We start from the raw sequence: 15,233 nt of genomic DNA on the forward strand, positions 1-15,233 counted from the left end.
TCACAGAATCAGGTCACGAAGGTCATCGGAAAGAGCGCCCGGTTGCTTGATGGCGGCCAGATCGGCATCGGCCACGGCATTCCAGGAATCCTCATCCCACAGTTGAAATTTATTGAGCTGCCCCACCAGCATCGCGCGCTTGTCCAGCTTGGCGTATTCGCGCAACCGCGGTGGAACCAGGAAACGACCACTGCCATCCAGCTCGAGATCGACGGCATTACCAATCAGCAGACGCTGCAGGCGGCGGTTCTCTTCACGAAAGGAAGCCAGCTCGCGCAGCTTGTTCTCGATGATTTCCCACTCCGGCAACGGGTAGACACAAAGGCAGGGATCGATGGCGTCGATGGTGACGATGAGCTGGCCGGCCGAACGCGAAACGAGCTCGTCCCGATACCGACTTGGCATCGCGAGCCGCCCCTTGGCGTCAAGACTTATGGCGTTAGCTCCGCGAAACACGATCGCGTTTCCCCTTTATTCAGCCATCCACATCCAAAAAAACCCACTTCATGCCACTTTTTACCACCGGAGCACACTATAGAAACGCGCATACCCCACCGTCAAGGCGCGCCAGAACGGAAAATTCCTTATAGAACGGAGATTTAGCGAATAAATGAGGGGTGGGGCGAGCGCCCAAAGCGGGAAAGATGGCTAAAAAACAACCACATACAACAACCTACCCGACAAACTTAAAGTAGTTTGTTAAGAGTAAGATTTTTTCGGTATTAGGAATGAGGAGAAGAAGCAAAAGCAGAAGGAGGTGGAGAGTCGATCTATAAGCCGGGTTCTGTCGAGGACAGCCATTCCTCTACGGCGTACATCACTGCACACCTTTAGCAACCTACCCGGTTCCAGCGCGGGCCACGCCAATGGAACCCTATTTGGTCTTGCTCCGAGTGGGGTTTGCCTAGCCACGGACTGTTACCAGCCGTGCGGTGCGCTCTTACCGCACCTTTTCACCCTTACCGGCGCCGAAGCGCTTAGGCGGTTGTTTTCTGTGGCACTTTCCGTAGGCTCGCGCCTCCCAGGCGTTACCTGGCACTCCGCCCTATGGAGCCCGGACTTTCCTCCCCCTTCCAGATGGAAGGCAGCGACTGTCCGATCGACTCTCCGCCGCCTAGGGTAACCGCTGAGGCCCGGCAAGAACAAGTTCAACCACCCTGCTGGCGCTCCAGTGCCGCCTGATAAAGCAGATTCTTGCGCACGCCGGTGATCTGCGCCGCCAGCGCGGCCGCACGCTTGAGCGGCATTTCGGCAAGTAGCAGATCGAGCACGCGCAGCGCCTCGACACTCACCGCCGCCTCGTCCTCGGGCGCCTGCCAGCCGGCCACCAGCACCACGCATTCACCGCGCTGCTGATTGGCATCGGCCGCCACCCACTCCCACAACCGATCGAGCGGCATGCCCTGCAGGGTTTCGAAGGTCTTGGTCAGCTCCCGAGCCAGCAGCGCCTGGCGCTCGCCGCCGAACACCTCGCGCATGTCCTGCAGGCACTCGAGGATGCGATGCGGCGCCTCATAGAAGATCAGCGTACGCGGCTCCTCGCGAACCAGCTCGAGACGGGTTCGCCGCCCGACTGACTTGGCCGGCAGAAAGCCTTCGAACACGAACCGATCGGACGGCAGGCCGGCAGCCGACAGCGCCGCGATCAGCGCGCAGGCGCCGGGTACAGGCACCACGCGAATCCCGGCAGCCCGCGCCTGGCGCACCAGGTGATAGCCAGGGTCGGAAATCAGCGGCGTGCCGGCATCGGAAATCAGCGCCACATCGTCTCCCGCCAGCAGGCGATCGATGAAGCGATTACCCTCATCGCGCTCGTTGTGCTCATGGCAGGCCGCCAGGGGCGTGCCGATGCCGAAGTGCTGCATCAGGCGCGCCGAGTGTCGCGTGTCTTCGGCGGCGATCAGCGAGACATCGCCGAGCACCTTCAACGCGCGAGCACTGAGGTCGTCGAGATTGCCAATGGGCGTCGCAACCACGAACAGGGTGCCCGCAGCGGATCGGGGTGCGTCATTAGCGATCACGGCAATGCCTCTTTGAATAGCTGGAAAGGTGCCATTGTAACGCGAGCGACCCGCCCGGGCGGAAACACGTCGCCAGCGCGATCAGCTGCGACCTCTGCGTACCGGTTAACACCTTCTTCGTCGCGCCGAGGCGGTGCCTTGGGTACAATCCGGCGTTCATTTGCTCAAGACCCGGAATCGCTTACATGATTGCCTGCCTGCGTCCGCTCTCTGCACTTTGCCTAGCCGGCCTGCTCGTTGCCTGCAGCAGCTCGCCCTCCTCGAACCTTGGCGAACTGCCTCGCACACCCCAGGCCAGCGTGGAGCAGATGCTCCAGCAAGCCGGCACCAGCCAGAGCGAAGACGCCCAGCTGTTGCGTCTGTCGGCCGCCGACCTGGCCGCCAAACAGGGCAACGCGCAACGCGCCGAGAGCATTCTCGGACAGGTCAACCTGCAACTGCTCAAGCCGGCGCAGCAGATCTACGCCAGCACCCTCAAGGCTGAACTGGCCCTGGCGCGTAACGATGCCAAGGCCGCCCTCGGGGCCCTGGCCCACCCCAGCCTCGATCGCCTCGGCGAACTGCCGGTCGAGCAGCAGACCCGCACCCAATTGGCCCGCGCTAACGCCCTGGAGAAAGATGGCCAGATTCTCGCCGCGGCCCGCGAGCGTGTGTTCATTGCTCCGCTGTTGAGCGGCGAGGAGGCGCAGCGCAACCAGGATCACATCTGGAAACTGGTCTCCAGCCTGCCGGCCGAACCGGCACCAACTGCCGACGATGCCGACCTGGCCGGCTGGCTGTCGCTGGCCCAGGTGGCGAAAACCGTTGGCACGCTCAAGCAGCAGCAGGATGCCATCGATCGCTGGCTGGCCCAGCACCCTAACCATCCCGCCGCCCAGCAACTACCCAAGGCCCTTGCCGACCTGCGCGCCCTGTCGAGCAAGCCGCTGGAGAAGATCGCCCTGTTGCTACCCCAGGAAGGCCAACTGGCCTCGGTATCGCGCGCCCTGCGTGACGGCTTCCTGGCCGCCCACTACCAGGCCCAACAGGCAGGGGAAAACCCGCCGCAGATCCAGCTGTATGACAGTGCCCGTCTGACCTCCCTGGACGACTTCTATCGCCAGGCCCAGGCCGACGGTGTGGAGCTGGTGATCGGGCCGCTGGAGAAGAATCTGGTCACCCAACTGGGTAACCGCGATCAGTTGCCGATCACCACGCTGGCCCTGAACTACGCCGACCCGGGCGCCAAGAACCCGGCACAACTGTTCCAGTTCGGCCTGGCCGCCGAAGACGAAGCCCGCGAGGTCGCGCGCCGCGCCTGGGCCGACGGCATGCGCAACGCTGTCGCCCTGGTACCCAAGGGTGACTGGGGCAACCGCGTAATGGACGCCTTCCGCCAGAGCTGGCAAGCCGCCGGCGGCACCTTCCTGGGCGCCGAGCAGATCGACCAGCCCGTAGACATGGCAGGCCAGGTCGCCCGTTTGCTGCAGGTCAATGGCACCTCGCGCCGCCAGGACGTGGACTTCATCTTCCTCGCCGCCACGCCGCAACAGGCCCAACAGATCAAGCCGACCCTGGCCTACCAATACGCCGGCGACGTGCCGGTGTATGCCACGTCGCACCTGTTCAGCGGCAGCATGAGTGCAGCCCAGTACCGCGACCTGGACGGCATCCGCTTCTGCGAAACACCCTGGCTGCTGGATGCCAACGATCCGCTGCGCCAGCAGGTCAACAGCCAGTGGCCACAAGCCGGCGGCAGCCTGGGTCGCCTTTACGCCATGGGCGTCGACGCCTTCCGCCTGGCGCCGCGCCTCGACCAACTGAAGACGCTGCCCGACAGCCGCGTCGAAGGGCTGTCCGGCAACCTGAGCCTGAACGCCTCGCAGCGCGTCGAGCGCCAGCTGCCCTGGGCGCAATTCAGCAATGGCCAGGTTCAGCGCCTGCCAGAAACCAACATTGAGTGACGATCCACGCCACGCCAGCGGGCGAGCGGCCGAAGCCCTCGCCTGCGAGCACCTGCAAAGCCATGGGCTAGAACTCATCGAGCAGAACTGGCGCGGCCAGCGCGGCGAACTCGATCTGGTCATGCTCGATGGCGATACAGTAGTATTCGCCGAAGTGCGCTACCGCAAGCACAGTGCATGGGGTGGCGCGGTCGAGAGCGTCGACAGGCGCAAGCGTGACAAGCTGATCGCCACGGCCATGCAATTTCTGCAACAGGAGAAACGCTGGGCCAAACATCCCTGCCGTTTCGATGTCATAGCCGTAGGCCATGGCAGACCCGCATCACTGGAATGGATCAGAAACGCTTTCGACAGTTGAAGCCCAGGCTCGCTGCGATACTCTGACCCACCGCCGTTTCCAACGACAGTGCCGCGCGCCCACGGGCCGAGGCCTCGTTATAGTCAAGGTCAAAGCTCTACATGGATATGCAAGCCCGTATTCGCCAGCTGTTTCACGGCAGCATCGAAACCAAGCACCACGCCATGGAGGTTCTGCCTCCGTTCATCGAGCATGCCAGCCAGGTGATGGTTCAGGCACTGCTCAGTGAAGGCAAGATCCTCTCCTGCGGCAACGGCGGCTCGGCCGGTGATGCGCAGCACTTCTCCTCGGAGCTGCTCAACCGCTTCGAGCGCGAGCGTCCCAGCCTGCCGGCGATTGCCCTGACCACCGACAGCTCGACGATCACCTCGATCGCCAATGACTACAGCTACAACGAAGTCTTCTCCAAGCAAATCCGCGCACTAGGCCAACCAGGCGACGTGCTGCTGGCCATCTCCACCAGCGGCAACTCCGCCAACGTGATTCAGGCCATCCAGGCCGCTCACGACCGGGAAATGACCGTGGTCGCCCTGACCGGCCGCGATGGCGGCGGCATGGCCTCACTGCTGTTGCCCGAAGACGTCGAGATTCGCGTGCCGTCCAAGGTCACGGCGCGCATCCAGGAAGTCCATCTATTGGCCATCCATTGCTTGTGCGACCTTATCGACAGTCAACTGTTTGGGAGTGAAGAATGACCCGTTCACCACTGATCTTCGCCGCCTTGGCATTGAGCCTGATCCTGGGCGGCTGCGGCAGCCGCAGCATCGGCAACAAGATCGACGACCAGTTCGTCGGCCCCAATGTTGCCAATGCCATCACCCGCGCCCACGCCGACCTCGCCAGCCCCACCTCGCGCATCGTGGTGAGCAGCTACAACGGCGTGATCCTGATCGCCGGCCAGACGCCCCGCGCCGACCTGAAAGCCACTGCCGAACAGGCCGCACGCACCGTACAAGGCGTACGCAAAGTGCATAACGAACTGCAGGTGCAGCAGCCCACCTCACTACTGGCACGCAGCAACGACTCGCTACTGACCACCAAGATCAAGACCCAGATGCTCGCCGACAGCGGCGTGCCGGGTAGCCGCATCAAGGTGATCACCGAGAACGGTATCGTCTACCTGCTCGGCGTGGTCAGCCGCCAGGAAGCCAATGCCGCGAGCAATGTGGTGCAGAGCACCTCGGGCGTGCAGAAGATCATCAAGCTGTTCCAGTACACCGACTGATAACGACGAGCCCACGAAGAACGCCAGCCAGGCAGCGCCTGACTGGCGTTTTTTTTGCGTGACGGCTCAGCAGGCCAGCACGATATCGGGTCCGTGTTCATGCCAGGAGACAGCCAGCCCGAGCGTCTCATTGCGGCAGTGCGACGTCGCTGCCCCCATCCGCGGCCAGACGACAGGCAATAAAAAAGCCAGTCAGGTCGCCCTGGCTGGCTTTCTCGTTACGCGGCTTCAGACCGGATCAGACACCCGAAGCTTTGGCAGCGGCGACGTCCTTGATGGACAGCTTGATACGGCCGCGGTTGTCCACGTCCAGCACCAGCACTTCCACTTCCTGGCCTTCCTTGAGGATGTCGGTGACCTTCTCTACGCGCGCATCGCTGAGCATGGAGATGTGTACCAGACCATCCTTGCCCGGCAGGATGTTGACGAAGGCGCCGAAGTCGACGATACGCTCGACCTTGCCGACGTAGATCTTGCCGATCTCGGCCTCGGCGGTGATCGCCAGTACACGCTGCCTGGCAGCGTCGGCGGCTTCCTTGGTTTCGCCGAAGATCTTGATCGAGCCGTCGTCTTCGATGTCGATCGAGGCCTTGGTCTCTTCGCAGATGGCGCGGATGGTGGCGCCGCCCTTGCCGATGACGTCACGGATCTTGTCCTGGTCGATCTTCATCGCCAGCATGGTCGGGGCATTGGCCGACAGCTCGCTGCGCGATTGGGCGATCACCTGGTTCATCTGACCGAGGATGTTCAGGCGCGCTTCCAGGGCCTGGTTCAGGGCGATTTCCATGATCTCTTCGGTGATGCCCTGGATCTTGATGTCCATCTGCAGCGCGGTGACGCCATTGGCGGTACCGGCTACCTTGAAGTCCATGTCGCCCAGGTGGTCTTCGTCACCGAGGATGTCGGTCAGCACGGCGAACTTCTCGCCTTCCTTGACCAGACCCATGGCGATACCGGCAACCGGCGCCTTCATCGGTACACCCGCGTCCATCAGTGCCAGGGAAGCACCGCAAACGGAGGCCATGGACGACGAGCCGTTGGACTCGGTGATCTCCGAGACGATGCGGATGGTATACGGGAACTCGTCGGCGCTCGGCAGCATGGCGGCAACGCCACGACGAGCCAGGCGACCGTGGCCGATCTCACGACGACCGGTGGCGCCCATGCGACCACACTCGCCCACCGAGTACGGCGGGAAGTTGTAGTGCAGCATGAAGGGGTCTTTCTTCTCGCCTTCGAGGGTGTCGAGCAGCTGTGCATCGCGGGCGGTGCCGAGGGTGGCCACGACCAGCGCCTGGGTTTCGCCACGGGTGAACAGGGCCGAACCGTGGGTCTTGTCCAGCACCCCGACTTCGATGTTCAGGCCACGCACGGTACGGGTGTCACGGCCATCGATACGCGGCTTGCCGTTGACGATGTTCTCACGCACGGTGCGGTATTCGATTTCGCCGAAGGCGTCTTTGACTGCGCCGGCGCTCGGCTGGCCTTCCTCACCGGAGAACTTGGCAACCACCTGGTCGCGCAGCTCGCCCAGGCGCGCATAGCGATCCTGCTTGATGATGATGGTATAGGCGTCGGAGATCGCAGCACCGAACTCGGCGCGGATGGCGTCCAGCAGGCTGGTGTTGGCGGCAGCGGCCTGCCAGTCCCAACGCGGCTTGCCCGCTTCGGCGGCCAGCTCGGTAACGGCCTGGATGACGGCCTGGAATTCGTCATGGGCGAACAGCACGGCGCCCAGCATCTGGTCTTCGGTCAGCTCTTTGGCTTCGGATTCGACCATCAGTACGGCGTCTTTGGTGCCGGCCACGACCATGTCCAGGCTCGACGCCTTGAGCTGCTCGTAATTCGGGTTCAGCAGGTAGCCGGTCTCGGGGTGGTAGGCAACACGGGCGGCACCGATGGGGCCGTCGAACGGAATGCCGGAGATGGCCAGGGCGGCCGAGGTACCGATCATCGCTGCGATGTCCGGATCGGTCTTCTTGCTGGTCGAGACCACGGTGCAGATGACCTGCACTTCGTTCTGGAAGCCTTCCGGGAACAGCGGGCGGATCGGACGATCGATCAGGCGCGAGGTCAGGGTTTCCTTCTCGCTCGGGCGCGCTTCACGCTTGAAGAAGCCGCCGGGGATCTTGCCGGCTGCGTAGGTCTTTTCCTGGTAGTGCACGGACAGCGGGAAGAAACCCTTGCTCGGGTCGGCAGACTTGGCGCCTACCACGGTGACCAGCACGGTGACGTCGTTGTCGACGGTGACCAGCACGGCGCCGGAAGCCTGACGGGCGATACGGCCAGTCTCGAGGGTGACGGTCGACTGACCGAATTGAAATTTCTTGATTACCGGGTTCACGGTGTTTTCCTTCTCTCTGTTGCCTTTGGGGGAAACGGTTCTTGCGAATGGGTGGGCAATCGCTGCGGGAATCGGCCCGGCGCTGTCCAAAGTGGCTGAAGCCATAAAACGGGTGAAGCATAAACGCAAAAGCTGGAAGCAGGGCGAGCCCACTTCCAGCTTTTGCGGTCAACGACAGCTAAGCATTGCTTAGCGACGCAGACCCAGGCGACCGATCAGGGCGCTGTAACGGCTGGTGTCCTTACCCTTCAGGTAGTCCAGCAGCTTGCGGCGCTGGTTGACCATACGGATCAGGCCACGACGCGAGTGGTGGTCTTTGCCGTTGGCCTTGAAGTGGCCTTGCAGCTTGTTGATGTTGGCGGACAGCAGAGCAACCTGGACTTCCGGGCTACCGGTATCGCCTTCAGCTTGCTTGTAGTCGTTAACGATCTGGGCTTTTTCTTCAACGCTGAGTGCCATGTGGGCATCCTCTCATCTGGAGACAGTCGCAAGGACAGTCTCAATAGGCCGGGAATCGCTTCCCGTGTTTTAAAGGAGGTATGACCGTGCCTATTGACAGCCACCCTCGTTACGAGCCGCCGGAGCGGCTCGCCACGGTCACGCGGACCGAATCAGACGACGCGGCGCAATACGCCCGTCTTCGCTCACTTCACCAATACCGATGAAGCGACCATTGTGATCTTGCACCCGAACCATGCCGAACTTCGGCGCGTCCGCGGCGCGAACCGGCTGCCCTTGCAGCCAATAGAACGAACCGTGCTCCGAAAAGCTCAGCAGCGGCCAATGCTGCAGCCCGCTGTCCACCGGCAGCAGGAAGCGATCGACGGCTTCGTTGCCACCCTCTTCATGGGCCTGTAGCAGCTCATCCAGGCTGACACTCTGCGACAGGTCGAACGGGCCGGCCTTGGTACGGCGCAGCTCGGCGACATGGGCACCACAGCCCAGCAGATGCCCGATATCCTCGACCAGCGTACGGATATAGGTACCTTTGCTGCAGTCCACCGCCAGGCTCGCCTTGTCGGCCGCACTGCTCAGCAACTCCAGGCGCGCAATAGTAACAGAACGCGCCTCGCGCTCCACTACTTCTCCGGCACGCGCAAGTTTGTACAACGGCTGGCCGTCGCGCTTGAGCGCCGAATACATCGGCGGCACCTGACTGATGTCACCACGAAAACGCGGCAGCAGCGCCTCGATGTCCGAGGCGTCGACATTCACGTCGCGGCGCTCGATCACCTCACCCTCGGCATCGGCCGTGGTGGTGGTAACGCCGAGCTGCATAACCGTCTCGTAGCCCTTGTCGGCATCGAGCAGATACTGGGAAAACTTGGTCGCCTCGCCGAAGCACAACGGCAGCACGCCGGTGGCCAGTGGATCGAGGCTGCCGGTGTGCCCGGCCTTCTCGGCATTGAGCAACCAGCGCACCTTCTGCAACGCCGCGTTGGAGCTGAAGCCCTTTGGCTTGTCGAGCAGGATGATGCCGTCGACCTTGCGACGAATACGCTTAACCTGGGCCACGCGCCTACTCCTTGGCCTCGGTGTCGCTGTCGACGTGCTTGCTGTCCTCGGTCACCGCGCGCTCGATCAGCGCCGACAACTGGGCACCGCGCACGATGCTTTCGTCGTAATGGAAACGCAGGTGCGGCACGCTGCGCAGCTTCATCGCCTTGCCGAGCTGCATGCGCAGGAAACCGCTGGCATCGTTGAGCACCTTGAGGCTCTGCGCGATGGGCTCGGAACCCTCCTGCGGCTCGGCGCCCATGACGGTGACGAACACCTTGGCATGGCTGGCGTCACGGCTGACATCGACCGCGGTAACGGTGACCAGGCCACCCAGGCGCGGGTCTTTGACTTCGGTACGAATCAGCTGCGCCAATTCGCGTTGAATCTGGTCGCCGATACGCTGGGCACGGCTGTAGTCTTTTGCCATCGTTGCTACCTTCCACTCGTCTCGCCGCCTGCAAAAGCAGCGGACTCAAAAGCGGCAAACGCCCGGCCGCGCAGATGCGGGGCCGGGCGCTGCGTGTTGCGACTCGCGATTACAGGCTGCGAGCCACCTGGACCTTCTCGAACACTTCGATCTTGTCGCCGACCTTGACGTCGTTGTAGCTCTTCACCGCGATACCGCACTCCATGCCGTTACGCACTTCGGCCATGTCGTCCTTGAAGCGACGCAGGGACTCCAGCTCGCCTTCGAAGATCACCACGTCGTCGCGCAGTACGCGGATCGGACGGTTACGGTAGACCGTACCTTCGACCACCATACAACCGGCAACCGCGCCGAACTTCGGCGAACGGAACACGTCGCGCACTTCGGCGATGCCGAGGATGTTCTCGCGAACGTCGCTGCCGAGCATACCGGTGAGCGCCTTCTTGACGTCCTCGATGATGTCGTAGATGACGTTGTAGTAGCGCATGTCCAGACCTTCGGCCTCGACGATCTTGCGCGCACCAGCGTCAGCACGGACGTTGAAGCCGAACAGCACGGCGTTCGACGCCAGGGCCAGGTTGGCATCGGACTCGGTGATACCACCGACGCCGCCACCGACCACACGCACCTGCACTTCGTCGTTGCCCAGGGTGCTGAGCGAGCCCTGCAACGCCTCGAGAGAACCACGCACATCGGACTTGAGAACGATGTTGAGGGTTTTCTTCTCTTCCTGGCCCATGCTTTCGAAGATGTTTTCCAGCTTGCCGGCGTGGGCACGAGCCAGTTTCACTTCGCGGAACTTGCCCTGACGGAACAGCGCAACCTCACGGGCCTTCTTCTCGTCGGCCACGACGGTCATGTCGTCACCCGCCTCTGGCGTGCCGTCCAGGCCGAGAATCTCGACCGGGATGGACGGACCGGCTTCCTTAACAGGCTTGCCGTTTTCGTCCAGCATGGCGCGGATGCGGCCGTAGTTGGAGCCGACCAGCACCATGTCGCCCTGGCGCAGCGTACCGTCCTGAACCAGCACGGTAGCCACCGGGCCGCGGCCCTTGTCCAGACGCGATTCGACGACCACGCCACGACCAGGCGCCGTCGGCATGGCCTTGAGTTCGAGAACTTCGGCCTGCAGCAGAACCGCTTCGAGCAGTTCGTCCACGCCGGTACCCATCTTGGCCGAGACATGCACGTAAGGCGCGTCACCGCCCCACTCCTCCGGAATCACGTCGAGCGCGGCCAGGCCGTTCTTGATGTTGTCCGGGTTGGCATCGGGCTTGTCGATCTTGTTCACCGCGACCACGATCGGCACGCCAGCCGCTTTCGCGTGCTGAACCGCTTCCTGGGTCTGCGGCATTACGCCGTCGTCGGCCGCCACCACGAGGATGACGATGTCGGTAGCCTTGGCACCACGAGCACGCATCTGAGTGAACGCAGCGTGGCCCGGGGTATCGAGGAAGGTCACCATGCCGCGCTCGGTTTCCACGTGGTAGGCACCGATATGCTGCGTGATACCACCGGCTTCACCGGACGCGACCTTGGCACGACGAATGTAGTCGAGCAGCGAGGTCTTACCATGATCGACGTGACCCATGACGGTCACCACCGGCGCACGGGAAATGGCCTCACCTTCGAACTTCAGGGACTCGGCCAACTGCTCTTCGAGCGCGTTGTCGCTGACCAGCTTGACCTTGTGGCCCAGCTCTTCGGCGACCAGTTGAGCGGTCTCCTGGTCGAGCACCTGGTTGATGGTCGCAGGCGTGCCCATCTTGAACATGAATTTGATGACTTCAGCAGCCTTCACCGACATCTGCTGGGCCAGCTCGCCCACGGTGATGGTCTCGCCGATCGACACTTCACGCACCACCGGGCCGGCCGGAGCCTGGAAGCCATGCTGGTTGCGCTTCTTGAGCTTGGACTTGCCACGGCCACCGCGACGGAAGCCATCGCTTTCTTCGTCGATGGTACGCGGCGCCACACGTGGAGCAGGCGCCTTTTCCTTGACGGTCGGGCGGTGCTGAGTGGTCTTGCGCTCACCGCCACGGCGATCGGCATCGTCACTACGCGCCTTGTCGGGGCGACGCGGTTCGTCCTTCTTGCGCTCGTCGACAGCCGGAGCGACCGGCGCATCGACGACGGCCGGCGCCACCGCCGCTTCGGCGGCGCGCTCGGTCGGCGCTGCAGCCGCCTGACGCTTGGCATCCTCTTCGGCCTGGCGCTTGGCTTCTTCCTCGGCCTTCAGGCGAGCAGCTTCCGCCGCAGCACGCTGCTCTTCGAGCTCGCGCTGTTTCTCGGCTTCGATCTCTTCGTTGCTGCGCTTGACGAAGGTCTTCTTCTTGCGCACTTCAACGCTGATGGTCTTGCTACCAGCGACCCTGAGGGTGCTGGTGGTCTTGCGCTGCAAGGTAATCTTGCGCGGTTCCTCGGCTTTCTTGTCGCCGTGGCTGCTCTTCAGATGAGCAAGCAGGGCCTGCTTTTCGTTATCGGTGACAACTTGCTCGGCACTGCTGTGCGGCAAACCCGCCTCTCGCATCTGCTGCAGCAGGCGCTCTACCGGTGTGTCGACCACTTGGGCCAGTTCTTTCACCGTGACTTGCGTCATGCACTTCTCTCCTCAGGCCGTAAAACTTACTCGAACCAGTGGGCTCGGGCGGCCATGATCAGCTTGCCGGCACGCTCTTCGTCGATGCCGTCGATGTCGAGCAGGTCGTCGATCGACTGCTCGGCCAGGTCTTCACGGGTAACCACCCCGCGTACTGCCAGTTCCTGCGCCAGGCCTTTGTCCATACCCTCGACTTCGAGGAGGTCTTCGGCCGGCTGGGCGTCTGCCAGTTTTTCTTCCGTGGCGATGGCCTTGGTCAGCAAACGATCCTTCGCTCGAGAGCGCAGTTCGTTGACGATTTCTTCGTCGAAACCGTCGATGCTGAGCATCTCCTCCATCGGCACGTAGGCGATTTCTTCCAGGCTGGTGAAGCCCTCTTCGACCAGCACCTGGGCCAGTTCTTCGTCGACTTCCAGCTCGTCGATGAAGCTCTGCAGAATGTCACCGGTCTCGGCCTGCTGCTTGGCCTGGATGTCCGACTCGGTCATCACGTTCAGCGTCCAACCGGTCAGCTGACTGGCCAGGCGCACGTTCTGGCCGCCACGGCCGATGGCCTGGGCCAGGTTGTCCTCGCCAACGGCGATGTCCATGGCATGGGCATCTTCATCGACGATGATCGCCGCGACTTCGGCCGGCGACATGGCGTTGATGACGAACTGTGCCGGGTTGTCGTCCCACAGCACGATGTCCACACGCTCACCGACCAGCTCGCCGGAAACCGCCTGAACGCGTGACCCACGCATGCCGATACAGGCGCCTTGCGGGTCGATGCGCTTGTCCTTGGAACGTACCGCGATCTTGGCGCGCGAACCCGGGTCACGGGAGGCGGCCTTGACTTCGATGAGGCCTTCGGCGATTTCCGGCACTTCGATGCGGAACAGCTCGATCAGCATTTCCGGCGCGGTACGCGACAGGATCAGCTGAGGACCACGGTTCTCGGTGCGGATTTCCTTGAGCAGCGCACGCAGGCGCACGCCGACACGGAAAGTCTCACGCGGAATGATGTCTTCGCGGGCCAGCAGGGCCTCGGCGTTGGCACCCAGGTCGACGATGACGTTGTCACGGGTAACCTTCTTGACGGTGCCGGCGATGATTTCACCCAGGCGCTCGCGGTAGGCCTCGACGACCTGCGCACGCTCGGCTTCACGGACCTTCTGCACGATGACCTGCTTGGCGGTCTGCGCAGCGATACGCCCGAACTCGATGGACTCGATCTTCTCCTCAAGTACGTCGCCGACCTTGGCGTTGGCCTCGACCGCACGCGGCATGTCAGTCGTCACCTGGTGCGCCGGATCTTCGAAGTTTTCCTCGTCGACCACGGTCCAGCAGCGGAAGGTCTCGTAGCTACCACTCTGGCGATTGATCGCCACCCGCAGTTCGACTTCATCTTCAAAACGTTTCTTGGTCGCCGTGGCCAGCGCCAACTCCAGCGCCTCGAAAATCACAGCGGCCGGTACGCCCTTTTCATTGGATACCGACTCAACAACCAGCAGTACTTCTTTGCTCATCGTACGCCTCGCCTTTCGCAATCCATTGGGACCGACACATTCCGATCCCGCGGGATCCGTGTCTCAATCAAATCGGGGGATAATGTTGGCCTTGTCGATCATATCGATCGGCAAAAGAAACTCGTGGTCATCCACCTGCACCACCACGTCCTCTTCCTCCACACCGCGGAGCAGACCCTGAAAGTTGCGGCGCCCTTCGAACGGTGAGCGCAACTTGATTTTCACCTGCTCGCCGACGTGACTGGCGAACTGGGCCAACGTGAACAGTGGCCGATCCATGCCAGGCGACGACACCTCGAGGGTGTATTCGGCACTGATGGGATCCTCGACATCGAGAACGCCGCTGATCTGCCGGCTGACCTTCTCGCAATCGTCGATAAGAATGCCGTCGGCATGATCGATGTAGATACGCAGCAGCGAATGCCGCCCCTGAGACAGGAACTCGATACCCCAGCATTCGTAGCCAAGCGCTTCGACTACCGGGGCCACCAAGGCCTGCAACTGTTCTAGCTTGCTCGACACCTGAACCCCTCGCGCATGCTGTGCAAATAAAAAATGGGCGAAACGCCCATCTACAAGACCGCCCAGACGGCGGAAAATCTGTCCTCCAGCTAACAAAAAGCCCCTTGAAAGGGGCTCAATGACAACTGGCTGCGGGGGATGGACTTAAGCCAACGGCCTTCGGGTTATAAGCCCGACGAGCTACCGGACTGTTCACCCCGCGCTAAAACTGGGAGCGAATTATACGACCGAACCGCTACGCGGGTCAACCAATCCCCAGATACAGAAAAGCCCGCATGCAGCGGGCTGTCCTGTTCAATTGGTACCGAGAAGGGGACTCGAACCCCTACAGCCTATGGCCACTACCACCTCAAGGTAGCGTGTCTACCAATTCCACCACCTCGGCAAATTTGACACTTACTGCGCTTCGGGAGCCTGAGGTACGTCTTGCTCACTCGAAGTTGGCGCTTGCTGTTGCTCAAGCACCGGTACATCTTCTGCAGGCTTGTTGCCCTGCGGCACTTCCATCACTGCCGGATCTGGCAAGCCAGCCTGACCCAGTGTATCAGACTTTTGATTAGCAAAATACGCTAAACCCAAGCTGGTAATGAAAAAACTGGCGGCGAGTATAGCAGTAACTCGGCTCAGAAAGGTAGTGGTTCCTTGACTACCGAACACGGTATTCGAAGCACCAGCACCGAACGAAGCACCTGCATCGGCACCTTTACCCTGCTGCAGCAGCACCAGCACAACCACACCGATCGCTGCCAGCAGATGAAGAACTACAACGCCTGTTTCCAGCATATT

At 62.1% G+C, this 15,233-nt stretch carries 14 protein-coding genes, 2 tRNA genes and 1 other RNA gene; 4 read left to right on the forward strand and 13 right to left on the reverse strand.

Going from position 1 to position 15,233, the window contains the following annotated elements:
• The 3 genes from mraZ to rsmI all read right to left on the reverse strand — a co-directional run bounded on the left by mraZ (position 1) and on the right by rsmI (position 2,018).
• Positions 1 to 456, reverse strand: coding sequence for a division/cell wall cluster transcriptional repressor MraZ (gene mraZ / locus BVH03_RS00170; RefSeq protein WP_013792660.1), 456 nt, complete (start codon positions 454 to 456; stop codon positions 1 to 3).
• Between the two features lie 301 nt (positions 457 to 757).
• Positions 758 to 1,107, reverse strand: an RNA gene (gene rnpB / locus BVH03_RS00175) — RNase P RNA component class A.
• A gap of 41 nt (positions 1,108 to 1,148) precedes the next feature.
• Entirely contained in the window at positions 1,149 to 2,018 is an 870-nt protein-coding gene (gene rsmI, locus BVH03_RS00180; protein WP_168175588.1) for a 16S rRNA (cytidine(1402)-2'-O)-methyltransferase, read from the reverse strand.
• A 188-nt stretch (positions 2,019 to 2,206) separates the two neighbouring features.
• On the opposite strand from rsmI, the gene BVH03_RS00185 reads away from it, so the two are divergent.
• From BVH03_RS00185 to BVH03_RS00200, 4 genes are all read left to right on the forward strand, one after another.
• Positions 2,207 to 3,964: a penicillin-binding protein activator gene (locus BVH03_RS00185; protein ID WP_075959314.1), complete on the forward strand. Its 1,758-nt coding sequence runs from the start codon at positions 2,207 to 2,209 to the stop codon at positions 3,962 to 3,964.
• Positions 3,924 to 4,322 carry a YraN family protein gene (locus BVH03_RS00190; RefSeq protein WP_075959333.1) on the forward strand — a complete coding sequence of 133 codons (399 nt, stop codon included), beginning with the start codon at positions 3,924 to 3,926 and terminating at the stop codon, positions 4,320 to 4,322. The genes BVH03_RS00185 and BVH03_RS00190 overlap by 41 nt, the downstream gene beginning before the upstream one ends.
• 101 nt (positions 4,323 to 4,423) lie before the next feature.
• The gene (locus tag BVH03_RS00195) at positions 4,424 to 5,017 is read left to right on the forward strand and encodes a phosphoheptose isomerase (protein WP_075930946.1); all 594 of its coding nucleotides are present in this window, start codon (positions 4,424 to 4,426) and stop codon (positions 5,015 to 5,017) included.
• On the forward strand, positions 5,014 to 5,547 hold the full coding sequence (locus BVH03_RS00200) for a BON domain-containing protein (RefSeq protein ID WP_075959315.1): 534 nt from the start codon (positions 5,014 to 5,016) through the stop codon (positions 5,545 to 5,547). Before BVH03_RS00195 ends, BVH03_RS00200 begins: the two co-directional genes overlap by 4 nt.
• Before the next feature lie 238 nt (positions 5,548 to 5,785).
• Here the strand turns inward: BVH03_RS00200 and pnp are convergent, their stop codons facing one another.
• The 10 genes from pnp to secG all read right to left on the reverse strand — a co-directional run bounded on the left by pnp (position 5,786) and on the right by secG (position 15,230).
• Positions 5,786 to 7,891: a polyribonucleotide nucleotidyltransferase gene (gene pnp / locus BVH03_RS00205; protein ID WP_075959316.1), complete on the reverse strand. Its 2,106-nt coding sequence runs from the start codon at positions 7,889 to 7,891 to the stop codon at positions 5,786 to 5,788.
• A gap of 189 nt (positions 7,892 to 8,080) precedes the next feature.
• The gene (gene rpsO, locus BVH03_RS00210; protein ID WP_042554902.1) at positions 8,081 to 8,350 is read right to left on the reverse strand and encodes a 30S ribosomal protein S15; all 270 of its coding nucleotides are present in this window, start codon (positions 8,348 to 8,350) and stop codon (positions 8,081 to 8,083) included.
• A gap of 138 nt (positions 8,351 to 8,488) precedes the next feature.
• The gene (gene truB, locus BVH03_RS00215) at positions 8,489 to 9,406 is read right to left on the reverse strand and encodes a tRNA pseudouridine(55) synthase TruB (RefSeq protein ID WP_075959317.1); all 918 of its coding nucleotides are present in this window, start codon (positions 9,404 to 9,406) and stop codon (positions 8,489 to 8,491) included.
• A 4-nt stretch (positions 9,407 to 9,410) separates the two neighbouring features.
• Entirely contained in the window at positions 9,411 to 9,818 is a 408-nt protein-coding gene (rbfA, locus tag BVH03_RS00220; protein ID WP_075959318.1) for a 30S ribosome-binding factor RbfA, read from the reverse strand.
• Positions 9,819 to 9,927: 109 nt separating this feature from the next.
• Positions 9,928 to 12,417: a translation initiation factor IF-2 gene (infB, locus tag BVH03_RS00225; RefSeq protein WP_075959319.1), complete on the reverse strand. Its 2,490-nt coding sequence runs from the start codon at positions 12,415 to 12,417 to the stop codon at positions 9,928 to 9,930.
• Positions 12,418 to 12,443: 26 nt separating this feature from the next.
• Positions 12,444 to 13,925, reverse strand: coding sequence for a transcription termination factor NusA (nusA, locus tag BVH03_RS00230; protein ID WP_075930950.1), 1,482 nt, complete (start codon positions 13,923 to 13,925; stop codon positions 12,444 to 12,446).
• Between the two features lie 63 nt (positions 13,926 to 13,988).
• Complete coding sequence (gene rimP / locus BVH03_RS00235; protein WP_013792672.1) at positions 13,989 to 14,447, reverse strand: ribosome maturation factor RimP; 459 nt, start codon at positions 14,445 to 14,447, stop codon at positions 13,989 to 13,991.
• Between the two features lie 126 nt (positions 14,448 to 14,573).
• Positions 14,574 to 14,649: transfer RNA gene (locus BVH03_RS00240), tRNA-Ile, on the reverse strand.
• A gap of 97 nt (positions 14,650 to 14,746) precedes the next feature.
• A tRNA-Leu gene (locus BVH03_RS00245) sits at positions 14,747 to 14,832 on the reverse strand.
• 11 nt (positions 14,833 to 14,843) lie between these two features.
• Entirely contained in the window at positions 14,844 to 15,230 is a 387-nt protein-coding gene (gene secG, locus BVH03_RS00250; protein WP_075930951.1) for a preprotein translocase subunit SecG, read from the reverse strand.
• Between the last annotated feature and the right edge of the window lie 3 nt (positions 15,231 to 15,233).

It is taken from the genome of Pseudomonas sp. PA15(2017) (assembly GCF_001945395.1).
Taxonomy (GTDB): Bacteria; Pseudomonadota; Gammaproteobacteria; order Pseudomonadales; family Pseudomonadaceae; genus Aquipseudomonas.